Source organism: Actinomycetospora endophytica (assembly GCF_021026375.1).
Classification (GTDB): domain Bacteria; phylum Actinomycetota; class Actinomycetes; order Mycobacteriales; family Pseudonocardiaceae; genus Actinomycetospora; species Actinomycetospora endophytica.
On sequence record NZ_JAJNDB010000002.1, the window covers coordinates 432,109 to 454,248 of the forward strand.

General features: G+C 74.0%; 25 protein-coding genes. 19 read left to right on the forward strand and 6 right to left on the reverse strand.

Features of this window, described 5'->3' with window-relative positions:
• The first annotated feature begins 30 nt into the window (after positions 1–30).
• The 3 genes from LQ327_RS12945 (at position 31) to LQ327_RS12955 (ending at position 2,241) form a co-directional block, all read left to right on the forward strand.
• A complete protein-coding gene (locus LQ327_RS12945) occupies positions 31–1,104 on the forward strand; it encodes a DICT sensory domain-containing protein (RefSeq protein WP_230734128.1) in 1,074 nt (357 codons plus the stop codon).
• Between the two features lie 72 nt (positions 1,105–1,176).
• Positions 1,177–1,812 (forward strand): maleylpyruvate isomerase family mycothiol-dependent enzyme, encoded by a 636-nt coding sequence (locus LQ327_RS12950; RefSeq protein WP_230734130.1) that lies wholly within the window; start codon positions 1,177–1,179, stop codon positions 1,810–1,812.
• Positions 1,813–1,830: 18 nt separating this feature from the next.
• The gene (locus LQ327_RS12955) at positions 1,831–2,241 is read left to right on the forward strand and encodes a VOC family protein (RefSeq protein ID WP_230734132.1); all 411 of its coding nucleotides are present in this window, start codon (positions 1,831–1,833) and stop codon (positions 2,239–2,241) included.
• Here LQ327_RS12955 and LQ327_RS12960 read toward each other — a convergent pair whose 3' ends face one another.
• Positions 2,242–3,087: an alpha/beta fold hydrolase gene (locus LQ327_RS12960; RefSeq protein WP_230734135.1), complete on the reverse strand. Its 846-nt coding sequence runs from the start codon at positions 3,085–3,087 to the stop codon at positions 2,242–2,244. It lies immediately after the preceding gene.
• Positions 3,088–3,136: 49 nt separating this feature from the next.
• Here LQ327_RS12960 and LQ327_RS12965 point away from each other — a divergent pair, with 49 nt between their 5' ends.
• On the forward strand, positions 3,137–3,718 hold the full coding sequence (locus LQ327_RS12965; RefSeq protein WP_230734137.1) for a TetR/AcrR family transcriptional regulator: 582 nt from the start codon (positions 3,137–3,139) through the stop codon (positions 3,716–3,718).
• Between the two features lie 78 nt (positions 3,719–3,796).
• Here the strand turns inward: LQ327_RS12965 and LQ327_RS12970 are convergent, their stop codons facing one another.
• Complete coding sequence (locus LQ327_RS12970) at positions 3,797–4,570, reverse strand: isocitrate lyase/PEP mutase family protein (protein ID WP_230734139.1); 774 nt, start codon at positions 4,568–4,570, stop codon at positions 3,797–3,799.
• 300 nt (positions 4,571–4,870) lie between these two features.
• Between LQ327_RS12970 and LQ327_RS12975 the strand changes: the two genes are divergently transcribed.
• Positions 4,871–5,578, forward strand: coding sequence for a GPP34 family phosphoprotein (locus tag LQ327_RS12975; RefSeq protein WP_230734141.1), 708 nt, complete (start codon positions 4,871–4,873; stop codon positions 5,576–5,578).
• Between the two features lie 104 nt (positions 5,579–5,682).
• Positions 5,683–6,312 carry a hypothetical protein gene (locus LQ327_RS12980; protein ID WP_230734143.1) on the forward strand — a complete coding sequence of 210 codons (630 nt, stop codon included), beginning with the start codon at positions 5,683–5,685 and terminating at the stop codon, positions 6,310–6,312.
• Positions 6,313–6,437: 125 nt separating this feature from the next.
• Here LQ327_RS12980 and LQ327_RS12985 read toward each other — a convergent pair whose 3' ends face one another.
• From LQ327_RS12985 to LQ327_RS12995, 3 genes are all read right to left on the reverse strand, one after another.
• Complete coding sequence (locus tag LQ327_RS12985; RefSeq protein ID WP_230734145.1) at positions 6,438–6,950, reverse strand: hypothetical protein; 513 nt, start codon at positions 6,948–6,950, stop codon at positions 6,438–6,440.
• 112 nt (positions 6,951–7,062) lie between these two features.
• On the reverse strand, positions 7,063–8,265 hold the full coding sequence (locus LQ327_RS12990; RefSeq protein ID WP_230734147.1) for an MFS transporter: 1,203 nt from the start codon (positions 8,263–8,265) through the stop codon (positions 7,063–7,065).
• A gap of 5 nt (positions 8,266–8,270) precedes the next feature.
• Complete coding sequence (locus tag LQ327_RS12995) at positions 8,271–8,564, reverse strand: 4a-hydroxytetrahydrobiopterin dehydratase (RefSeq protein ID WP_230734149.1); 294 nt, start codon at positions 8,562–8,564, stop codon at positions 8,271–8,273.
• A 68-nt stretch (positions 8,565–8,632) separates the two neighbouring features.
• On the opposite strand from LQ327_RS12995, the gene LQ327_RS13000 reads away from it, so the two are divergent.
• The gene (locus tag LQ327_RS13000) at positions 8,633–9,049 is read left to right on the forward strand and encodes a (deoxy)nucleoside triphosphate pyrophosphohydrolase (RefSeq protein ID WP_230734151.1); all 417 of its coding nucleotides are present in this window, start codon (positions 8,633–8,635) and stop codon (positions 9,047–9,049) included.
• A gap of 1 nt (position 9,050) precedes the next feature.
• On the opposite strand, the gene LQ327_RS13005 is transcribed toward LQ327_RS13000, so the two are convergent.
• A complete protein-coding gene (locus LQ327_RS13005) occupies positions 9,051–9,428 on the reverse strand; it encodes a hypothetical protein (RefSeq protein ID WP_230734152.1) in 378 nt (125 codons plus the stop codon).
• Between the two features lie 218 nt (positions 9,429–9,646).
• Between LQ327_RS13005 and LQ327_RS13010 the strand changes: the two genes are divergently transcribed.
• The 12 genes from LQ327_RS13010 to dapC all read left to right on the forward strand — a co-directional run bounded on the left by LQ327_RS13010 (position 9,647) and on the right by dapC (position 22,127).
• Positions 9,647–11,788 (forward strand): ABC transporter family substrate-binding protein, encoded by a 2,142-nt coding sequence (locus LQ327_RS13010; protein ID WP_230734154.1) that lies wholly within the window; start codon positions 9,647–9,649, stop codon positions 11,786–11,788.
• 174 nt (positions 11,789–11,962) lie between these two features.
• The gene (locus LQ327_RS13015) at positions 11,963–13,582 is read left to right on the forward strand and encodes a peptide ABC transporter substrate-binding protein (RefSeq protein ID WP_230734156.1); all 1,620 of its coding nucleotides are present in this window, start codon (positions 11,963–11,965) and stop codon (positions 13,580–13,582) included.
• A gap of 98 nt (positions 13,583–13,680) precedes the next feature.
• Positions 13,681–14,607 (forward strand): ABC transporter permease, encoded by a 927-nt coding sequence (locus LQ327_RS13020; protein ID WP_230734158.1) that lies wholly within the window; start codon positions 13,681–13,683, stop codon positions 14,605–14,607.
• Positions 14,600–15,532 (forward strand): ABC transporter permease, encoded by a 933-nt coding sequence (locus tag LQ327_RS13025; protein ID WP_230734160.1) that lies wholly within the window; start codon positions 14,600–14,602, stop codon positions 15,530–15,532. Before LQ327_RS13020 ends, LQ327_RS13025 begins: the two co-directional genes overlap by 8 nt.
• A 7-nt stretch (positions 15,533–15,539) precedes the next feature.
• On the forward strand, positions 15,540–16,583 hold the full coding sequence (locus LQ327_RS13030; protein ID WP_230734162.1) for an ABC transporter ATP-binding protein: 1,044 nt from the start codon (positions 15,540–15,542) through the stop codon (positions 16,581–16,583).
• Positions 16,580–17,593 carry an ABC transporter ATP-binding protein gene (locus LQ327_RS13035; RefSeq protein WP_230734164.1) on the forward strand — a complete coding sequence of 338 codons (1,014 nt, stop codon included), beginning with the start codon at positions 16,580–16,582 and terminating at the stop codon, positions 17,591–17,593. The genes LQ327_RS13030 and LQ327_RS13035 overlap by 4 nt, the downstream gene beginning before the upstream one ends.
• Positions 17,594–17,624: 31 nt before the next feature.
• Positions 17,625–18,293, forward strand: coding sequence for a maleylpyruvate isomerase family mycothiol-dependent enzyme (locus LQ327_RS13040; protein WP_230734166.1), 669 nt, complete (start codon positions 17,625–17,627; stop codon positions 18,291–18,293).
• A gap of 10 nt (positions 18,294–18,303) precedes the next feature.
• Entirely contained in the window at positions 18,304–19,173 is an 870-nt protein-coding gene (mshB, locus tag LQ327_RS13045; RefSeq protein ID WP_230734168.1) for an N-acetyl-1-D-myo-inositol-2-amino-2-deoxy-alpha-D-glucopyranoside deacetylase, read from the forward strand.
• Complete coding sequence (locus LQ327_RS13050; protein ID WP_230734171.1) at positions 19,170–19,550, forward strand: hypothetical protein; 381 nt, start codon at positions 19,170–19,172, stop codon at positions 19,548–19,550. Before mshB ends, LQ327_RS13050 begins: the two co-directional genes overlap by 4 nt.
• Positions 19,551–19,653: 103 nt before the next feature.
• Positions 19,654–20,478, forward strand: coding sequence for a hypothetical protein (locus tag LQ327_RS13055; protein ID WP_230734173.1), 825 nt, complete (start codon positions 19,654–19,656; stop codon positions 20,476–20,478).
• Positions 20,479–20,700: 222 nt separating this feature from the next.
• Complete coding sequence (gene fdxA, locus LQ327_RS13060) at positions 20,701–21,021, forward strand: ferredoxin (protein WP_230734175.1); 321 nt, start codon at positions 20,701–20,703, stop codon at positions 21,019–21,021.
• Positions 21,018–22,127 (forward strand): succinyldiaminopimelate transaminase, encoded by a 1,110-nt coding sequence (gene dapC / locus LQ327_RS13065; RefSeq protein ID WP_308286300.1) that lies wholly within the window; start codon positions 21,018–21,020, stop codon positions 22,125–22,127. The genes fdxA and dapC overlap by 4 nt, the downstream gene beginning before the upstream one ends.
• Positions 22,128–22,140 lie beyond the last annotated feature (13 nt).

The following is a 22,140-nucleotide window of genomic DNA, read 5'->3' on the forward strand; positions in this document are numbered from 1 at the left end:
CGACCGTGAGGGGCCGGAGTGTCCGAGGACATGAGCAAGCGGCTGCTGGTGGCCATCTCGCACGCCCTCGAGCGCTTCGCGCTGGCCACCGAGGACGACGGCCCGACCCTGGTCATCGCCATGTTCCAGCGCTACTCCTACTTCGAGCGCGAGGCCGAGACCTACCGGCAGATCGCCGCGACCGGGGCCACCACCCTCGTCGGACTCGTCGAGGACCTCCCGCCGACGCTGCCCCCGGGGATTGGGCACGTGCTGCTGGACGAGGACGAGGAACTGGCGCGCGAGTGGAGCGTGACCGTGCTGTCCCCGCACGCCGGGGCGACGCTGGTCGCCACCGACACCGAGACCGTCCACGAGCACGCGCCCACCCTCGAGGCGGGCCGGATGTTCGACGGCCGCTGGTCCTTCCGCCGCGAGGACGCCTACCGCGAGACGCTCCGGCTGCGCGAGGCCCTCGACGGCCGGGCCGCGCCGGAACTGCTCGAGCGGCTCGACGAGGTCATGCGCGCGGTCGTCGCCCACCCCGACGACGCGGGTGACGGACGCACCGAGGTCGCGCTGCGCTACGTCGCCGGGCAGATGGACCGGGCCTTCCGCCGGGCCGCCCGGTTGCACACCGCCCTCGAGGCCGCGCCCGACGGCGACTCCCACGACCGCCTCAGCGGCATGCGCACCCAGGCGTTCCTGCAGCGCTGGACCGCGGGCGGGGCGAGCGGCACGCTCGCCATCGGCATGATCGGACTGCGGGTGCACACGATCGCCGGGTTGCGCGAGGCCCACGGTGTGCGCGCCGAGCACGCCGCGCTGGCCACCATCGGCGAGCAGATCCAGCAGGTCCTGCCCTCGCCGATCGACCGGGCGGTGCGGCTGCGCGACGGCGACTTCCTGCTGCTCTACCCGGCCCGCCACGACGACGACCTCGCCGCCTACCACGACGCCCTCACCCGGGCCCTCGACGACTGCGAGCACCGCTACCCGTTCATCCCCCTCCCGAGCTCGGCGGCGGCGCTCGTCACCCGGGTACGTCCGCTCCCGGTGCCCGAGCTGATGAACGCGGCCATCCACCACCCGCCGCACCAGTTGCTGCCGCTCGCGTACTCCTGACCCTCGCGCGATGAGTCCCGGCCGTCGGGCCGGTCCCACCTCGCGAGGGGACCGGATGAGGAGGAGCGGGACATGGGCACGCAGGTGGGGATGCTCGACGACGTGGCCGCGGAGCGGCTCCGGCTCGCCGACGACCTGGAGTCACTGACGCCGGGGCAGTGGGCGACCCCGTCGTTGTGCGCGGGGTGGACGGTGCACGACGTCGTCGCGCACCTGACGCTCTCGACGCGCCAGTCGGTGCCCTGGACGCTGTGGCGCACGGTGCGCGCCCGCGGCGATCTCGAGCGGGCGTTCGCCGACATGGCACGCGAGCGGGCGCGGGAGTTCCCGCCGGCGGACCTGATCGCGCAGCTCCGGGAGATGGCGCACGTCGACCGGCGCCTGGCCCTGGCCGGGGAGCTCGACCCGCTCAACGACCTGCTCGTGCACTCCCAGGACCTCGCGATCCCGCTCGGGCGGGCGCGAGAGCTCCCGGTCGAGCGTGCGCTGCCCTGTCTGCGGCACATCTGGGTGGCGCCGTTCGTCGGGGCCGCGAAGCGCTTCGCCGGGCTGCGGCTGATCGCGACGGATGCCGAGTGGGCCGAGGGCGAGGGGCCGGAGGTCCGCGGCCCGGTGGGTGCCCTGCTGCTGGCCGCGAACGGCCGCGCGGCCGGGGTCGAGGGCCTGCACGGGGAGGGTCTCGACGAGGCGCGGCGCCGGTTCGGCTGAGCTCGCCGAGGATGTGGAGTGGCTGACGTCCAGCGTCAGCACTGCCGCATCGCGGACACTGGGGGAGTGCTGAGCCGCCTGCACCACGTCCAGCTCGCCATGCCCGCCGGCCGCGAGGACGACGCCCGCGCGTTCTTCGTCGGGGTGCTCGGCATGACGGAGATCGACAAGCCGCCGGTGCTCGCGGCGCGGGGCGGGGCGTGGTTCCGGGCCGGCGGGGTCGAGATCCACCTCGGGGTGGAGCCGGACTTCGCGCCGGCCCGCAAGGCTCACCCCGGCCTCGTCGTCGACGACCTCGACGACGCCGCGCGCCGGGTGGCGACGACGGGTCAGGACGTCGGCTGGGACGCCGAGTTCCCCGGCTTCCGTCGCTTCTACGCCCACGACCCGTTCGGCAACCGCCTGGAGTTCCTGCAACCGCTGGACTGATCACCCCCGGCTCCGGGATCGCACGAGGAAGCGGCCGGTCTCCCGCGCGACGGCGGCGGGCTCGTCGAGCATCGACAGCACCCGCGCTCCGGGGATCTCCACGAGCCGACCGGCCGGGAAGAGCCCGGCGAGCCGGCGCCCGTGCTCCGGGGGCATCACACGGTTGTCCGGCGACCAGAGCACCAGGACCTCGCCCGGGAACCGCTCGAGCGCCGCGGTGTCCCGAAGGAGCGCCGCCCGGTCGAAGCGGGTAGCGACGTAGGCCGTCAGGTCGCGCAGCACCCCGTCGTCGTGCAGGACGGGGTCGGTCCACCGGCGCACGACGTCGTCGGGGATCGGGTCCCGCGCCATCCGGCCGAACAGCAACGGCAGGCGCCGCAACCACGAGACCCGCAGCGGCCGGGCCGCGAGCCGTAGGCCGCCCGGCAGGCGCGCGGCGAGGCCGACCATCGCGCCAGGGAGCCCGGGCGGGAAGTTGTCGAACGCCTCGCAGGGGAGCACCACCTGGCGGTTCACCCGGGCGTCCCGGCCCCGCGCGGTGAGGAACAGCGCCCCGCCCCAGTCGCTGTGCACGAGCGTCACGTCGGTCAGGTCCAGCGCGTCGAGGAGATCGGCGACGAGGTCGACCATCGCGGGCAGCGTCAGGTCCGCGTCCTGGCGCATCGGGATCCGGTGGGCCCCGAGCGGGAGCACCGGGCGCACGTACCGGAACCCGGGCGGGAGCAGCGGCAGCACCGGGTCCCACACGGTGTGGTCCATGAGCAGCCCGTGCAGCAGGACGACGGGCGGGCCTTCGCCGCTCTCGGTGTACTCGACGGTCCCGGCCGGCAGGTCCAGCGTGTGCACGACGCCTCCTGGAGTGTTCGCTCTAGAGCGAACGTTCTAGCATCGTGGCGTGGGCACCGTCGAGCGGATCACGACCGCGATGGCCGAGCTGATGCGCCGGCAGGGGTACGCCGCGACGGGGATCGCCGAGCTCGCCCGGGCCGCAGGGGTGCCGAACGGGTCCGTCTACCACCACTTCCGCGGCGGCAAGCGCGACGTCGCGGCGCGGGCGCTGCGCGAGTCCGGAGCCGCGTACGGGCAGCTGCTGCCGACCCTGCTCGAGCCCTACGACGACCTCGCGACCGGGATCGAGGCGGCGTTCGCCGAGGCGGGCCGGACGATGGCGGAGAGCGGCTGGATGGCCATGTGCCCGGTGGCGACGGTGACCGCCGAGATCGCCGACGTCGAGCCGGAGCTGCGGGCCGTAGGCGCCGACGTCATGACCGGTTGGGTGGAGGGCGGCGCCGCGTTCCTGCGCGGGCGGGGGCTGGGCGACGACGACGCCCGGGAGGTCGTGCACGCGGTGCTCGCCGCGCTGGAGGGCGCGTTCGTCGTCGCCCGCGGACTGCGCAGTCGCGAGCCCCTCGACGCCGCGGGCCGCGCGCTGGGCGCGTGGGTCGCGACGCTGCCGGTCGGGGTGCCCGCGCCATGATCACATCGAGCGGACCGGCATTGTCGTCGTGGAGATCGAGATCGACACCTGCGGCCCGCCCGACGCGATCAGTGCGCCTCAGTTGAGCTTGCGGGTGTCCGCGGGGAGTCCGCCGCCGGAGTAGACGTCCTCGGCGAGCTTCGCCAGGGCGGTGAGCGCGGTGTTCTGGCTCCACGGCCCGTAGGAGACCCGGGCGAGCCCGATCCGCTGCGCGGCCTCGAGGGAGATCGAGCCGGGGATGCCGATGATATTGACCTTGCGCTCGCCGAGCTCACCGACGATGCGGGTCAGCTGGGCCTCGTCGAGCTTGCCCGGGACGAAGAAGCTCGTGGCGCCGGCCTCGAGGTAGGCCTTCCCGCGCGCGATGGCGTCGGTGATGACCTCCTCCGGGTCCCGGTCGCCCGCCTTGAGGAACGCGTCGGTGCGGGCGTTGAGCGCGAACGGGATGCCGGCCTGCTCGCCGGCCTTGACCGCCGCCTCGACCGCGCGGACCGACGCGTCGAGGGGCTTCATCTGGTCCTCGAGGTTGGCGCCGACGATGCCGACGTCGATCGCGCGGGACACCGTGCCGCCCGCGTCGCCGTAGCCGCCCTCGAGGTCGGCGGTCACGGGCAGCTCGGTCTGCCGGGCGATGAGCCCGACCTCGGCGATCATCTCGTCGCGCGGGATCACCTCGCCGTCCGGGTAGCCGCGGGAGGCGGCGATCCCGTGGCTGGCGGTCGCGAGAGCCTTCGTGCCGGGGATGTCGGCGACGATGCGGGCGGTGATCGCGTCCCACACGTTCACCACGAGGAGCAGCTCCGGGGCGGCGTGCAGCCGCTGGAGCTCCTGGGCCTTGTCGAGGGTGCTCATGCGCGGTGCAACTTCGATGGCGCACAACCTATTTCCGAGGGGCCGGGATCCGGTCCGCCCGGGTGACGGCCCTCGGAGCGCGCGCCGAGGGGCTGACGGCCGTGCGCAGACCGGACACCGACGGCTGGTCGTCGGACCGCCGGCGTCCGGACGGCCGGACCGCTGCGGCCCGGATGGGTGGTCCGTCCGGAGCCGTCGTGCACCGCCCGTCGTGTGGTGGACACCGCGTGGCGAACGATCTCGATCCGGGGCCCCCGACCGGGTGAGGAATCACGGGTTCGTGTGCCTAGGCTGTCGCTCGTGCGCTCCGAACGGTGGTCGACCCCGACCCGGGATCTGACCCTTCCCGAGCGCGTCGCCTGGGTGCTGGGCAACGAGGACGGACGCCCCGTCTCGAGCCTCACGGAGCCCGCCGGTCTGCTCGTCGCCGCGGCGCTCGTCGAACTGCTGCTCGACGCCTCGCTCCTCGACGCCGGGTCGAGCTTCCGTCGGGGTCCCGTCGATGCCACGGATCCGCTCCTCGAGTGGGTCGCCGAGGGCGTCATGCGCAGCGGTGGCCGCAAGGCCGACCTCGGGCACGCCGTCACCGGACCCCGGGGCGCCCAGATGATCCGGCACACCATGGACCGGCTCGTGGACCGTGGCCTCGCCCATCGCGAGCCCCGCCGCGTGTTCGGCTACCTCGCGATGCCCGTGTTCGGCTCCGCGCTGCGGGTGCACGAGACCGCGGCGCTGCACCACGACCGTTCCGTCGTGCGGGCCGTCCTCGACGGGGCTGACCCGGACGAGGACACCGCGATGATCACCGTGCTGCTCCACCACGGCCGCCGGGTCCGGGCCCTGCACCCGGTGGACCCGCACGGCGCCGTCTCCAGGGCCCGCGCGATCGCGAGCGGGCGGTTCGTCCCGCCCGGCATCGACCAGGACATCGTCCGGCTGGTGAGCCCGACGGTGCAGGCGGTCCTCGCCGCACTGACGGCGACCGAGGTGCTCAGCTCGGGGCACTGATCCCCGTCCGACGGATCCCCGGGCGCCGACGGGTCCCGATCGGGCGCCGAGCGGTCTAGGCTCACAACGTTCCGCGAGCAGCGCCCGGACCGAGGGGGCACGCCATGCCGATCAGTCAGCCGTCGTCGCCGTTCGTCCCACCCAGCACGCCCGATGGGCTGCCCGTGCTCGAGGCAGGAGCCCATCGCGACGCGCGCTCGGGCAGCTGCGTCATGGAGTACGTGTCGGTCCTGGCCGGTGAACGCTTCACCGACCGTCCGCAGTGCACCCACCCCGCCGTCGCCGCCCTGGCGTGGCAGGTCAACGACGCGGTGTCCCACGAGGCACGCCAGCACCTGGGGCTGCGCGCCGTGGACCTGGTCGGGGCCGGGCGGGACGTCGACGGGCCGGTGCGCCCGGTGGTGCTCGCCGCCGTCGCGCGGGCCGGCCTCCGCCTCGATCCCACCAGCCGCTTCTTCACCCGCCTCGAGCGCCGGGTCGAGGAGGCCCACGCCAAGGCGGACCGCCGTCGCGCGGACGGGCACGACGCCGGGGACGGCTCCGGCGGGCGGATCGCCACGCTGCTGCACGTGGGTCCCGTCAACCACGCCTGTGCGCACCTGCTCGTCGCGGCTCGAGCGGCCGGACTCGACACGGCGGCGCGGGACGCGGTGCTCGTCGACCTGCTCGACGACTGCCTCGCGACGATCCGTGGCGAGCTGGTCCCGACGACGTCGAGGGTTGCCGCGGGCTGAGCGTCCGTCCCGCCCGCTCGCGGCCGGCCCACCCCACGCCGATGATCAACAGCACGTGAGGCACCGTCGCCGACGGTTGATCATGCGCGATGTGCCCCTCACGGCAGCCAGATTCACTCGCCGACTCAGCCCAGCTGCACGCAGAGCCCCGCGACCACCTTCAGGCACACCTTCGCCGGCGGGGCCTGCGTGGCTCCGCCCGAGTCCGCGGAGGAGGCGCTGCGGGCCTCCGGTGCGGCCGAGTCCGACCCGGACGACGACGGCGCCGGCGCGCCGACCGCCGCTCGCGAGGACGACGCGTCCGACCCCGACGACGATGTCGCTCCCGACGACGACGATGTCCCAGCGCCGATCCGGGGCGCCGGGACGGTGGCGGCGCGCGATGACGTCGGGACGCCCGGGCGGTCCGCCGCGGGTACAGCGCGCGGCGACGTGGAGGGCGCGGGCAGGCCGGTGACGACGGCGGCGACGGCCGGTGCCGGAGGGGCCACAGAAGCCGGGGCGACGGCGGCCGGCGGGTCGGAGAGCTCCCACGGCTCGGGGAGCCCGATCGGCGCGAGCGTCAGCACCGTCGCGACCCGTGCGAGCACCATCATCCCGAGCGCGCCCACCGCGACGGCGAGCAGCATCCGGCGCACGACGCCCTCCCGGGATCCAGGGCCGCATCACTCGGCCGGTCTCCCGGTGATCGTGCGGCGGCGCACGCACGTCAGCGTCGCCGGGGACCGCCACCCGGACGCCGGGGCGCTGTCACCCGGGTGTCCCAGTCGGGTCCGGCCGCAACCACGGAGCGCTGCCGAGGGCCAGGACGCACGCCAGCGCGGCGACCACGAACGACCACGGCGCGCCGGCCGCGCCGAGCACCGCCGAGAGGGCGGTCGCGCCCAGCCCGGTGCCGGTGTCGTAGGCGGTGTTCCACACGCTGCTGGCCGTCCCGGAGCGCCCCGGACCGGCCCGGGTGAACAGCGTGACGAGGGTGTCGTTCTGCACCGCGCCGAACCCGAGACCGACCAGGCCCGCCCCACCGAGCACGGCCGCCGTCCCGGCCCCGGTCAACCCCCACGCGACCACCCCCGCCCCGAGCGCGGCGACACCGAGGGCGGGCGCGGTGACCCGACCGCCGAGCCCGAGTCGGTCGCCGAGCTCCCCGGAGACACTGCGCCCCACCAGCTGCGCGGCCGTCAGCGCGAACAGCGCTCCCGCCGCGGGACCGGCCGGCTGGGCCAACGGGAGCACGGTGATGACGCCGCCCGCGCTCGCGGCGCACACCAGCATGACCAGCCACGGCGCGACGGCGGCCCGCGCGAAGGAGCGCCGCGCGCCGTCGGAAACAGCGTCGGAAACCACCGGGGAAACCACCGGAGGAACCACCTCGGGAACCGACGCGCCCACCCGCCGGGGCAGCAGCCCCATCGCCGGCAGCGCGACCAACGGCAGCACCGCTCCGGTGAGGAGCACCGTCGACGGGCCGAGCCGGGCCCACGCCCACACGCCGCCGGTGAGCAGGACGAGCTGCGGCAGCCCCAGCGCCAGGCCGTAGATGCCGGTGGCCCGGCCGCGGACCCGCGCGGGGACGAGGTCGGACACGAGGGCCGCCCCGGCCACCGTCAGGACCCCGAAGCCCGCACCCCGGACGACCGACACCGGCATCGCCAGCCACACCGACGGGGTCAGGACGAGCAGCGCCGCCGGCGCCCCGAGGGCCACCGCCGCCAGGACCAGCGCCGCGCGGTGCCCGATCGCCCGCAGCAGCGCGGGCACGGCGAGCTGGGTGAGCACCGTGGCCGCCATGAACACGCCGGTCACGGAGCCGGCGAGTCCCGGGCCCGCGCCGCCCGAGGCCACCCAGAGCGGCAGGACGGGCAGCAGCAGCGAGTAGCCCCCGAAGGTCGCCAGGGTGGCGGCCAGGACCGCGAGGAACGGCCGCGCGAGCAGCGGCGACCCGCCGGCCACGGGGGTCAGGAGTGCGCGTCGACCGCCGCGGAGATCTTGCCGGCGAGGTCGGGGTCCTTCGCGGTGAGCCCGCCCTCGGAGTGCGTGGACAGCGCGAAGGTCAGCGTGTTGTACCGGATGTCGATGTCCGGGTGGTGGTCGGCGTTCTCGGCGGCGTCGGCCACCGCGTCGACGACGGCGATCGCGGCGCGGAACGACGGGAGCTTCACGGTGCGGACGATGGCGGCGCCGTCCCGCTCCCACCCGGGCAGCCCGGACAGGGCGTCGGCGACGGCGTCGTCGGAGAGGAGATCGGCCATGACGCCATCCTGACACGCCTCGAGGGGCCCGAGCAGCGCGCGCGGGCCGCCCGGGCGACGATGTTCCGGTGCAGGTCGTGGTGGGGGCGGCGGTCATCGCCGACGGGAGGCTGCTCGCGGCCCAGCGTGCCGAGCCCGCGGACATGCGGGGGCGCTGGGAACTGCCGGGCGGCTCGGTGGAGCCGGGGGAGAACGAACCGGAGGCGCTGGCCCGGGAGCTGCGCGAGGAACTGGCGCTGCCCGTCGTCGTCGAGGAGCGGGTCGGGCCGGACATCGAGGTCCGGGGCCGCCGCGGCACGGACCTGGTGCTGCGCTTCTACCGGTGCAGCGTCGTCGACGGCGCCGTCCCGCACGCGCTCGAGCACCTCGCGGTGTGCTGGGTCGGCCCGGACGAGCTCGACACGCTCGACTGGCTGCCCTCGGACCGGGAACTGCTGCCCGCCCTGCGCGAGACGCTGGAGGACGGGGTCCCCGAGCCGGGCTGAGCTACGCGGCGCGGGCGCGCTTGACCGCCTTCGCGAGGTCCTTGCCGGTCAGCCCGGACTCGGCGGCGCGCGCGGCTCGCATGAGCACCACGGGGCAGCCCTTGCAGCGGGGCGTCGACCGGCAGCACTTCTTCTTGACCCGCTTGGCCCCGGTGATCGCGCACGCCTGCTCCCGGCTCACGCCGAGCCGCTGCGGTGGTGCGACGGGGGCCTCGACCAGCGCCGGCTTGACCACTGCCGCCGCGGGCACCGCCGCCACGGGCACCGCGACGCGACTCGCCGACGGCCTCGCGGTGCGGGACCGCGACCTGCCGTGATCCCGCGGACGCAGCCGGGCCAGGGCGTCCACCCAGCTCGTCGTCGTGGCCCCGGTGCGCATGAGGTGAGGCTAACCTGATCTCCGCCCGCCACGGAAGGGGTCGACGATGCTCCGGACGGGGCGTCGTGCCACGATGACGATCCCCGCACTCCAGCAGGCCGCGGGCCCGATGGCAACGGTCGCCGGGCGGCGGCGGAGAGGTTCCACCCCACCCCGACATGGCCCCGTCACCCCGAGCCGCCCGCCGTGTCGCGGGGGCGCGTCGTCGCGGTGGCCGGATGCGTCTGATCGCGGCGGGTGTCCTGGCGGTGCTGGCGCTCCTGGCCGGCTGCAGTACGTCGCCCCCGCCGCTCGTCGGGCAGGCCCCGACCCCGGCGCCCGTGAAACCCCAGCTCGAGCCGGATCCCACCCAGCTGCGGATCGGGGTCGACGACCTCGGGGGCGGGTTCAACGTCCACCGGATCGCCGATCTCACCCCGACCAGCCGCACGATGGCCGCCCTGGTCCTGCCCTCGGCGTTCCGCGCCGCCGCGAACGGTGGCCGGCAGCTGGACACGTCGGTGGTGACGTCGGCGAAGGTCACCTCGATCGCGCCCTACACGGTGTCCTACGAGATCGCCCCGGCCGCGGCGTGGTCGGACAACGCCCCCATCGCCGCCGAGGACTTCGTCTACCTGTGGCAGCAGATGCGCTCGCAGCCCGGCGTGGCGGACGCGGCCGGCTACCGGGCGATCTCCGACGTGCGCTCGCGCGCCGGCGGCAAGGCCGTCGACGTCGTCTTCGACCGGCCCTACCCGGCGTGGCAGACGCTGTTCGACAACCTGCTGCCCGCCCACCTCCTCAAGGACGCCCCCGGCTCCTGGGGTGGCGCGCTGCAGGACAGCATCCCGGTCTCCGGCGGGCCCTACGCGGTGCGCCTGGTGGACAGGATCCGAGGTCAGGTGACCCTGGCCCGCAACAGCGTCTACTGGGGCACTCCTCCCGTTCCGGACCAGATCGTCCTGCAGGCCGCCGACCACGCCTCGCTGATCGACCGGGTCCGCACCGGGGACGTCCAGGCGACCCAGTTCCGGGCCGACTCCTCGGACCTCGCGGCGCTGAACGCACTCGCCGCCGCGCCACCGGGACCGGCGGGACCGCTCGCGGTGAAGACGGTGCCCGAGGCGAGCGAGGTGCAGCTCGCGCTGCGCAGTGACGACGGCCCGCTCTCCGATCCGCGGGTGCGCCGCGCGGTGGTCTCGCTGCTCGACCGGGACGCCCTGATCGCGTCCGGGACGGGCGGGGGACCGTCGGCGGCGTTGCGCGCCGACGCGTTCGCGACGGCACCGTCGGAGCCGAACTACCGGCCGACCCTGCCCGCCGACTCGCCGGCCGCGACCCCCGACCCGGCCGAGGCGGCCCGGTTGCTCACCGCCGCCGGGTACGTCCGCGGCTCGGACGGTCGCTGGAGCATCGACGGCCGCGGCCTGCGGCTGCGGCTCTCCGCGCCTGCGCAGGCCTCGCCCTACGGTCGGCTGCTCGACACCGTCGCCCAGGAGCTCAACGCGGCCGGGATCGGGACGACGGTGGTGGCCGACAGCGGCGCCAACCCCTTCCCGCCCGGACGGGGCCCGATCCCGTCGAGCACCGCCTCGGCGCCCGCCACCCCCTCGACGCCGGGTCCGCTCACCTCGTCGGCCCTGCCCGGTACGACGACGACCTCGCCGGAGCCGCCGTCGTCGACCCCGACCACGACGAGCGAGTCGTCGGGGACGACGACCTCGGTGCCGCCGACGCCGAAGTCCGCCTCGGACATGGCGGTCGCCGACCTCACGGTGCTCGCGCTGCCCGTGGGCGGGGACGCGATCGCCGACCTGGACTCGGTGGTCGGGTGTCCCGGCCGCCGGGCGCCGACGACGTCGGGCAGCTCGCCCGCCGTCCCCCGCACCACGACGGCGTCCCCGGCGACGACGACCTCGGCGGTCGCGCCGGCCGCCCCCGCCCCGCCGACGACCACGGTGGCGCCGACGAGCACCAACCCGCCAATGACGACGTCGGGCACGCCCACGCCGAGCGCGTCGTCGTCGGACGGGTCGACGACCTCCGGGGCGGCCACGACGACGCCGCTGGACTCGGTCGGCACCCCGGAGACCTCGGAGGCGCTCTCGGTGACCGGGTTCTGCGATCCGGCGCTGCAGTCGGTGCTCGACGGCGCCTCGTCCGGGGCGATCGGGGAGGACACCGCCCTCGCGCTCGCCGAGCCGCTGCTCTGGCGCTCGACACCGGTGGTGCCGCTCTTCCAGGCGTCCTCGACCCTGGTCAGCCCGGCCGGCCGCACCGACGTCGTCGTCCCCCCGCTGGGGGCCAGCCCGTTCGCCTCGGCGGGTCGGTGGACGCCTCCCGCCCGACAGGCGCAGGCCAATGGGGATGCCAACAACTGATCCGTATGACGCAGCAGAGCGTCCGGATGGTCCTCCGAACGGGGCACGGTCCCGAACGCCCGGCGACCGACTCGTGACACTGAGGAAACACTCTGGGGTAGCGCGAGAGGTCTGGACCACTTAGGTTGCCCCGGGCGGCGACCCCGCCTTCGTCAAACGTTTTCGGGAGGTGTGGTGACCAGGATCACCAGGCGCGGTCGCTCGCGCTGGATCGTGCTGGGAGCGGTCGCGGCTACCGCCGCGCTGGTGCTGTCCGGGTGCGGCGGCGGCGGAGGCGGCGGCAACGACGGTCAGACCGTGTCGATCGAGTGGGGCGAGCCGGAGAACCCGCTCATCCCCGGTTCGACGAACGAGGAGAACGGCGGCGACGCCGTCGACGCGCTGTTCGCCGGGCTCGTCAAGTACGACCCGAAGACCGGGCAGCCGTCCAACGAGCAGGCGCAGTCGATCACCACGACCGACAACCGCACCTTCACCATCACGATCAAGCCGGGCTGGACCTTCCACGACGGCACGCCGGTGACGGCGCAGAGCTACGTGGACTCCTGGAACTGGACCGCGTTCGGCCCGAACGGTGCCCAGAACCAGACCTTCATGGAGAAGATCGAGGGCTACGACCAGGTCAGCGCCTCGAACGCCACCGCGAAGACGATGTCCGGCCTGAAGGTCGTCAACCCGACGACGTTCACCGTGACGCTCACGAAGCCGTTCACGGTCTTCCCGGTCACCCTGGGCTACACCGCCTACGACCCGATGCCGCAGAAGTTCTTCACCGACCGCGCCGGGTACGAGGCCTCGCCGGTGGGCGACGGGCCGTTCAAGTTCGTCTCCCGCACGCCGAACCAGGAGCTCGACCTCACCCGCTACGACCAGTACCAGGGCGACGACAAGCCGCAGGTCCAGAACCTGCAGTTCAAGGTCTACTCGGACCTCAACACCGCCTACCAGGACGTGGTCTCGGGCAACCTCGACCACATCCGCCAGATCCCGTCGTCGGCGCTGGCCGGCGGGCGCTACAAGCAGGATCTCGGCGCGGGTGCCGGCTCGGTCCCCGGCCTGGTCACCACCGACCTCGCCTTCCCGCTCTACGACCCCCGCTTCCAGAACCCCCTGCTGCGCAAGGCGTTCTCGATGGCGATCGACCGCAAGGCGATCATCGACCAGCTGTTCAACGGGCTCTACACCCCGGCCGACGGCTACACCACGCCGTCGGTGCAGGGCTACGTGCCGAACCAGTGCGGTGAGGCCTGCACGTTCAACCCGACCGCGGCCAAGGCCATGCTCGCCCAGGCCGGCGGCGTCCAGGGGCCGGTCACGCTCGTCGCCAACTCCGACGGCGGCAACGACGAGTGGATGCAGGCGATCACCAATCAGCTGCGGCAGAACCTGGGGATCGACGTCCGCTACGCGCCGGTGCCGACCTTCCAGGAGGCCCGCAAGCTGGCGAACTCGAAGCAGTACACCGGGCCGTTCCGCGCGGCGTGGCAGGGCGACTACCCGAACATCGAGACGTTCCTGACCCAGCTCTACCGGACCGGTGGCTCGTCGAACGACTCGAAGTACTCGAACCCGGCCTTCGACGCCGCCATGGACGCCGCCGACGGCGCCCCGACCATCGAGGCCGCGGACCAGGCGTACGCCCAGGCCGAGAAGATCGCCCTCAACGACATGCCCAGCATCCCGCTGTGGAGCCGGCCGGTCATCTGGGGCAATGGTCAGCGCCTGACGAACGGGGTCCAGAATCCCCTGAACCGTCTGGTCACCTCGAGCTTCCAGCTCAAGCCCGGGAGCTGATCGGGCGAACGGCCTGACCTTCCACCACCGGTCGCGGCCGGCTCCCCGACGTGGGGGAGCCGGCCGCTTCCGGGTCACGTGCCGCCCGAGGAGGACCGATGGGCCGCTACACCCTGCGGCGCCTGCTGCAGGCGATCCCCGTGTTCCTGGGGACCACCTTGATGATCTATTACCTCGTCTGGGGCCTGTCGAGCGATCCGTTCGCCGGCAAGTGCGGGCAGCGGGCCTGCCCGCAGTCCTACGTCGACCTCATGACCAAGCGCCTGAACCTGGGTGACCCCGTCATCGTCCAGTGGCTGAAGTACCTCGGCGGGCTGTTCACCGGCGACTTCGGCCGGACGTTCAGCGGCAACGAGGTCTCCGACCTGATCGCGAACGCCGCCCCGATCTCCTTCCGGCTCGCGGTGGTCGCCGTGGTCATCGAGATCGTCATCGGCATCACGGCCGGCGTCGTGTCCGCACTGCGCGGCCGCAGCTTCGTCGACTCGCTGATCCTGATCTCGACGCTGTTCCTGATCTCGCTGCCGGTGTTCGTCACCGGCCTGGTGGTCAAGCAGGTCTTCGGGGTCGAGCTCGGCTGGATCCGCACCTCCGTGCCCACCGACCCGGACGTGTTCCAGCTCTTCGTCCCCGGCCTCGTCCTGGGCAGCCTCTCCATGGCGTTCGTCGCCCGGCTGACCCGGACCTCGATGATGGAGAACACCCGCGCGGACTTCGTCCGGACCGCGGTCGCGAAGGGGCTGTCCCGACGCCGGGTGGTCGTCGCGCACATCCTGCGCACCTCGCTGCTCCCGGTGGTCACCTTCATCGGCACCGACCTCGGCAGCCTCATGGGCGGCGCGGTGGTCACCGAGGGCGTGTTCAACATCCGCGGGCTCGGCGGCCTGGTGTTCCAGGGCATCCAGCGCCAGGAGGAGGCCCAGGTCGTCGGCGTCGTCGTCCTGCTGGTGATCATCTATCTGCTCGTCAACCTGGTCGTGGACCTGCTCTACGCGGTCCTCGACCCGAGGATCCGTTATGACTGACACGATCACCGACCCCCAGGCGGAGGCGGAGATCGGCTCGGCCGCCGAGCCGGCCGCCGAGGCCGGGCTCTGGTCGGACGCCTGGAAGCAGCTCCGGCGGCGCCCGCTGTTCCTCATCTCGGGGACCGTCATCGTCATCGTCCTGCTGATGGCGCTCTTCCCGTCGCTGTTCACCCACGTCGACCCCGTGACGGGCAACCTCGACCAGTCCGGCGCCGACCCGTCGTCGGACGCCTGGTTCGGCCGGGACCTCTACGGCCGGGACGTCTACTCGCGGACGATCCACGGCGCCGGTCCCTCGCTCGCGGTCGGCCTGCTGGCCACGATCGGCACCGTCCTCGTCGGGTCCCTCGCCGGGCTGGTCATGGGCTACGCCCGGGGCCTGACCGACGCGGTGCTCTCGCGGATCGCCGAGATCTTCGCCGGGCTGCCGTTCGTGCTCGGCGGCATCGTCATCCTGACGACGTTCAACAAGCCCGGCGAGATCGTCCCGGCGGGCCGGCTGATCGCGCAGGTGGTGCTCACGATCGTCGTGCTGACGTGGCCGCTCGCGATGCGCATCATGCGCGCGGCCGCGCTGACCGCGGCGCAACAGGACTACGTCAAGGCCGCCCGGGCCCTCGGCGCCGGACCGCTGCGGATCATGTTCCGGCACATGCTGCCGAACTGCCTCGCGCCGGTGCTGGTCTACGGCACCATCCAGCTCGGCGTGAACATCGGCGCCGAGGCGACGCTGTCCTACCTCGGCATCGGCCTCAAGGATCCCGTCGTCTCCTGGGGCGTGATGATCGCCGAGGTGCAGTCCCGGATCATCCAGATGCCGCACGCGCTGTTCTTCCCGGCCACCTTCCTGGTGGTCACCGTGCTGGCGTTCGTGATGATGGGCGACGCCCTGCGCGACGCGATCGACCCGAGAGGACGGTGAGCGGGGCATGACCGAGACAGCAGCGGCCCCGCTGCTCGAGGTGTCCGACCTCCGCGTGGAGTTCGGGAACCCCAGGCACGGTGATGTCGCGTCCGTCCTGAACGGCGTGAGCTACCAGGTGTCGGCCGGCGAGACACTCGCCGTGCTCGGCGAGTCCGGCTCCGGCAAGAGCGTCACGGCCCAGACCGTGATGGGCATCCTCGACACCCCGCCCGGCCGGATCACCGGCGGCTCGGTGCGGTTCAAGGGCGAGGAGCTGCTGGGCGCGGACCCGGAGCGGCGCCGGCTGCTGCGCGGCGAGTCGATGGCGATGATCTTCCAGGACGCGCTGTCGGCGCTGAACCCGGTCTACACCGTGGGCGCGCAGATCGCGGAGCAGTTCCGCTTCCGCCGGGGCATGTCGCGCAAGGACGCCATGGTGAAGGCGGCCGAGCTCCTCGACCTCGTGAAGATCCCGAACGCGGCGCAGCGCGTCCGGGAGTACCCGCACCAGTTCTCCGGCGGGATGCGCCAGCGCGCCATGATCGCGATGTCGCTGGCGCTCGACCCCGAGCTGCTCATCGCCGACGAGCCGACCACCGCGCTCGACGTCACCGTGCAGGCCCAGATCATGGAGCTGCTCGACGAGCTGTGCCGCGAGCGCACCATGGGGATGATCCTGATCACCCACGACCTCGGCGTCGTCGCCGAGGTCGCCGACCGGATCGCCGTCATGTACGCGGGCCGGATCGTCGAGGAGGCCGACGCGGCCAGCCTCTACGCGCATCCCGCGCACCCCTACACCCGCGGGCTGATGGCCTCGGTGCCCCGGCTCGACGGCGGGGGCGGCCAGCTCGACCCGATCCCGGGCCTGCCGCCGTCGCTGTCGGCGATCCCCCCGGGCTGCCCGTTCCACCCGCGCTGCGCCCACGCCGAGGACCGGTGCCGCAGCGAGCTGCCGTCGCTGCGCGCCCTCGACGACCCCGACGCCACCGGGGACGACCACCGTGCGGCGTGCCACTTCGCCGAACGCTTCGTCGGCGCCTCGCCCGAGGAGGTGCTCACGCCGTGAGCCAGCCGATCCTGCAGGTCAAGGACCTGGTGAAGCACTTCCCGATCACCCGGGGCGTGGTGTTCCAGAAGACGGTCGGGCAGGTGCACGCCGTCGACGGGGTGTCGTTCGACCTGCACCCGGGCGAGACCCTCGGCGTCGTCGGCGAGTCCGGGTGCGGGAAGTCGACGCTCGCGCAGGTGCTCATGCGCCTCGAGCCCCCGACGTCGGGCACGGTCACCTTCGACGGCGAGGACCTCTTCGCGAAGTCCGGGGCGGCGCTGAAGGCGTGGCGGCGGGACATGCAGGTCGTGCTGCAGGACCCGTACACCTCGCTCAACCCGCGCAAGACCGTCGGCGACATCGTCGGGGAGCCGTTCGAGATCCACCCCGAGGTGGCCCCGAAGGGCGAGCGGCGGCGCAAGGTCCAGGAACTGCTCGACGTCGTCGGGCTCAACCCGGAGCACATCCGCCGCTACCCGCACCAGTTCTCGGGCGGCCAGCGCCAGCGCATCGGCATCGCCCGGGCGCTCGCCCTGCGCCCCCGGGTGATCGTGTGCGACGAGCCGGTCTCCGCGCTCGACGTGTCCATCCAGGCCCAGGTGATGAACCTGCTGGGCGAGCTGCAGACCGAGTTCGGGCTCTCCTACATCTTCATCGCGCACGACCTCGGCGTCGTCCGGCACCTCTCCGACCGGGTCGCGGTCATGTACCTCGGCAAGATCGTCGAGACCGGCACCAGCGAGGAGATCTACGAGCGGGCGACCCACCCGTACACCCAGGCGCTGCTGTCCTCGGTCCCGGTGCCCGACCCCGCGGCGCGGGGGAAGCGGGAGACCATCCGGCTGACCGGCGACGTCCCGAGCCCGGCCGCGCCGCCGTCGGGCTGCCGGTTCCGGACCCGGTGCCCGAAGGCGACGGACCTCTGCGCGGAGCAGGAGCCGGCCCTGGCGGCCGGGCCGGCGAGCGACCACCCGTCGGCGTGCCACTACGCCGAGGTGTATCGGACCCTGCCGGTGCCCTCGCGGTGACTCCCCGCCCGCAGCGGGTACGCGGGTGCACGTGGACGAGATCGAGGAGTGGAGCCGGGCGCAGGCACGGGTGATCGCCCTGATGGCGGGCGCCACCGCCGAGCAGGTCTCGACGACCGTGCCCGCGTGCCCGGACTGGACCGCGCGGGACCTGTTCTCGCACATGGTCGGACTGGGCAGCGACGTCGTCGCCGGGGACGAGCCGGATGACCACAACGCCGACTGGACCGCGAAGCAGGTCCGGGAGCGCGCGGACCGGTCGGTCGACGACCTGATCACCGAGTGGCAGCGCACCGCCGAGCCGCTGCGGGCGTGGATGGCCGAGCACGGCAGCCGCCCGCTCGGCGACGTGATCATCCACGAGCAGGATCTCCGGGGCGCGCTCGGCGTCCCCGGCGGACAGGACACCGACGGGCTGGCCGCGATCCGGGACCGGTTCGCGCCGCGGGTCGGCGGGCGGCTCCCGGCGGGCACGACGCTCGGACTGGTCGGTGACTCCTGGTCGTGGGCCTCGGACGGCGGTGATCCGGCGTCGGCCGACGTCGTGATCGCCGCCCCGGACTTCGAGCTCGCGCGGGCGCTGCTCGCGCGCCGCTCGGCCGGCCGGATCCGGTCGTGGGTGCGGTCCGGGGACGTCGGGCCGGTGCTGGACGCGTTCGCCACCCTCGGCCCGCTGCCGACCGAGGAACGGCACGAATAGGCTGCCCGGCGTGTCCGCCCCCCGGCGAATGGTCCTGGTCCACGCCCACCCGGACGACGAGACGATCACCTGCGGCGGGCTGATGGCCCGCGCGGTCGAGGCCGGGGTGGGGGTCACGCTGGTGACCTGCACCCTCGGGGAGCAGGGCGAGGTGATCCCGCCGTCGTTGCAGGCCCTCGAGGGGAGCCCGGACCTCGCCGCGCACCGCGCCGGCGAGTTGGACCAGGCCTGTGCGGCGCTGGGCGTCACCGACCACCGCCTGCTCGGCGGGCGGGGCCGCTGGCACGACTCCGGCATGGTCGCCACCGGCGAGGGCATCCGCGCCGCCGCGCCCGCCGACCTCGGGGAGGGCGCGTTCTCGCGCCGCGCGGACGTCGACCTCCAGGTGGCCCAGCTGGTCGAGATCCTCACCGAGGTCGAGCCCGACGTCGTCGTCAGCTACGACGCCACGGGCGGCTACGGCCACCCCGACCACGTGCGTGCCCACGAGATCGCGGGCGGCGCGGTGGAGAAGCTGGACCCGCTCGGCGACCGGATCGGGCTGTGGGCCACGGCCGCCGCGCACGACGAGGTCGAGGCCGGCCTGACCGCGCTGGGCCGCCGGGCCTGGCTGCCGCTGCCCGTCCCCCCGGTGGCGGACCTCCCGACGGTGCCGGACGCGACGGTCACGGTGCGGGTCGCGCTCGGGCCCGCACGGGTCCGCAAGCTCGCGGCGCTGCGCGCGCACGCCACCCAGATCCGGGTGTTCGACGACGGGCGCGAGCCCCCGGCGTTCGCGCTGTCCAACGACCTCGCGCAGCCGGTCCTGGCGGCCGAGCACTTCGTGCTGTTGCGCGGGCCGGGCGGCGCCGCGGCGACGCTGGGAGCCCTGTCGGCGTGAACGGTTCGGTGATGGTGCGGGCCGTGGCGCTCGCGGTGATCCTGCTCGACACGGTGCTGCTCGCGCTGACCGAGGTGGCGTGGCTGTCGGTGCGGATCGGGACGGTGCCCTTCCCGGTCTCGGCGCTGGTCGCGGCCGTGACCACGCCGCTGCTCGTGCGCGCGGCCGACCGGCTGCGGCCGGGGACGCGGATTGCGCTCGTGCCGCTGGTGGTGTGGTTGCTCGTGGTGGTCGTGACGGGGCTGTGGAGCCCGGCCGGGCCCGGGATGTTCCCGCAGGACTGGCGGGGGCTGCTGCTCGTGGCGGCCGGGCTGCTGCCGGGCACGTGGGTGGCGAGCCGCCCGGTGGGGCGGGTGCGGGCGACGTCGTCGTCGTGATCAGGGGCACGTGGGGCATGCGCCGGCGCCGTCGGGCATGCCTCGTGTGCTGTTGATCGACGAATGAGGTTCGCCGGCGGACGACATCGGGAACGGAGCGGTCATGCCCGCCGTGTCCGACCGCCACATGATCAGCGTGCTGCGCCCGTTCGTGGCCGCGACCGGCCCGGTGCTGACCGGACTGCGCGACGCCGACCCGTTCCGGCTCGGGCGGCTCGCCCGCCGTCGGGCGCTCGAGCTGGAGGCCGCCCCGGCCGACGCGCCGCCCGAGCCCGCCCCGACGACGAGGCTCGGCCGCGCGCGGCGGGCCGTGCGTTCGGTGCGGACACGGTTCCTGGACCGCCTCGCCACCTCGCGCCTGCCCGGGACGCCGCGGTGGTCGGTGATGACACCGGAGGAGCGGGACCACTGGTGGGTGGGCCGGGTGGGGCGTTTCACCTCGGCGATCGCCTCCATCCCGGGCATCGGGGGGGCGCTCGCCCGGCGGCTGCCGGTCTCGGACATCCTCGGGCTGGCCGCGCAGGGCCTCGTCGTGTGCGCCATCGCCGGTGAGCACGGCGTGACCGGCCGCGACGACCAGGTGCGGCTGCTCGGCACCGTGCTCTTCGACCGTGACCTGCGCCCGGGCGAGTACGGCGACCCGCACGACGACCGGGTCGAGCGCGACGCCCGGGACCTCACCGGCGACCTCGGGACCGCCGGGGAGCCCGCTCACGACGGGCGGCTCAAGGCGCTCGCCCGGGCGGTGTGGCGGATGGGCCGGTCGCTCTTCGCACTGGGCGAGGAGCTGGAGCGCAGGCCACAGGGCCGGTGGTGGTGGCGCACGATCGCGAACCTGCCCGTTGTCGGCGCCCTCGGGGCGTACAAGAGTGAGCGGTCGGGATTGAAACGGGCCGCCCGGCGGGCAGCCAGGGCGGTGCGGGGGTGACCCGACCGGCAGCGGCCGGGCCCCGTCGCGACCCGGTGGAAGCCGAGATCCTGATGTGGTGTCACCCACGTCGTTGCGGGGGTGACCCGCCCGGGCGCAACGCGCCGCCGAACGGAATACTGACGGGCGGTTTCACCGATGTCGCGGGACCCAACTGACGCGCCGACCACCACCGGCGGGGTCGTCCCTCGACGGTGACGAGAGCGAGGAGCAGGAGCCGACGTGACGTACGTGATCGCCGAACCGTGTGTGGACGTGCTCGACAAGGGCTGCATCGAGGAGTGCCCTGTCGACTGCATCTACGAAGGGGGCCGGATGATGTACATCCACCCCGACGAGTGCGTCGACTGCGGTGCCTGTGAGCCGGTGTGCCCGGTCGAGGCCATCTACTACGAGGACGACGTCCCCGACCAGTGGTCGGTCTACACCCAGGCCAACGTGGACTTCTTCGACGAGCTCGGCTCGCCGGGAGGGGCCTCGAAGGTCGGCAAGACCGACCGCGACGTGGGCCCGGTGCCCAACCTGCCGCCGCAGGGGGAGTGACGATTCCCGTCTCCTTCCCGGAGCTGCCCGACTTCCCGTGGGACAGCCTGGCGGCGGAGACGGCGACGGCGCGGTCGCATCCCGACGGCGTCGTCGACCTCTCCGTCGGCACCCCGGTCGACCCGGTCCCGGAGATCGTGGCGTCGGCGCTGCAGGAGGCCTGGAACTCGCCGGGCTACCCGCAGACCTGGGGCACGCCGCAGTTGCGGACGGCCGCGGTGGACGCGCTCGGGCGCCGTTTCGGCGTCGATGGCCTCATCCCGGACGCCGTGCTCCCGACGATCGGGTCCAAGGAACTGGTCGCGTGGCTGCCGACGCTGCTGGGGCTGCGCTCCGGCGACGTCGTGGCCATCCCGGACCTCGCGTACCCGACCTACGAGGTCGGGGCGATGCTGGCGGGCGCCACGACGGTCCGCGTGGCCGACGACGAGCCGCTGCCCGCGGGCGCGCGGCTGGTCTGGCTGAACTCGCCGTCGAACCCGACCGGGCGGGTGCTCGGGGTCGAGGCGCTCGCGGCACGGGTGGCGGAGGCGCGCGCGCTCGGCGCGGTGGTGGCCTCCGACGAGTGCTACCTGGGGCTGCCCGGGCCGGGCTCCGAGCCGGTGTCCGTGCTGGACCCGCGGGTGCACGGCGGCTCGCTCGAGAGCCTGCTCGCGGTGCACTCGCTCTCGAAGACCTCGCAGCTCGCGGGCTACCGGGCGGCGTTCGTGGCGGGTGACCCGACACTCGTCGCCGGGCTGCTCGCCGTCCGCAAGCACGCCGGGATGATCGTGCCGCGGCCGGTGCAGGAGGCGATGACCGCGGCGCTCTCCGACGACGCGCACGTGGCCGAGACCCGGCAGCGCTACGACGCCCGCCGCGCCGTCCTGCGCCCGGCGCTGGAGAAGGTCGGGCTGCGGGTGGACCACTCCGAGGCCGGTCTCTACCTGTGGGCGACCGCGGGCAAGCCCTGCCGCGAGACCCTCGGGTGGCTGGCCGAGCTCGGGATCCTCGTCGCGCCGGGGGAGTTCTACGGGCCGGCCGGGTCGGAGCACGTGCGGGTGGCGCTCACCGCGTCCGACGAGCGGATCGAGGCGGCGGCCACCAGGTGCGCTTCGCGCCTGTGAGCACTAATTGACG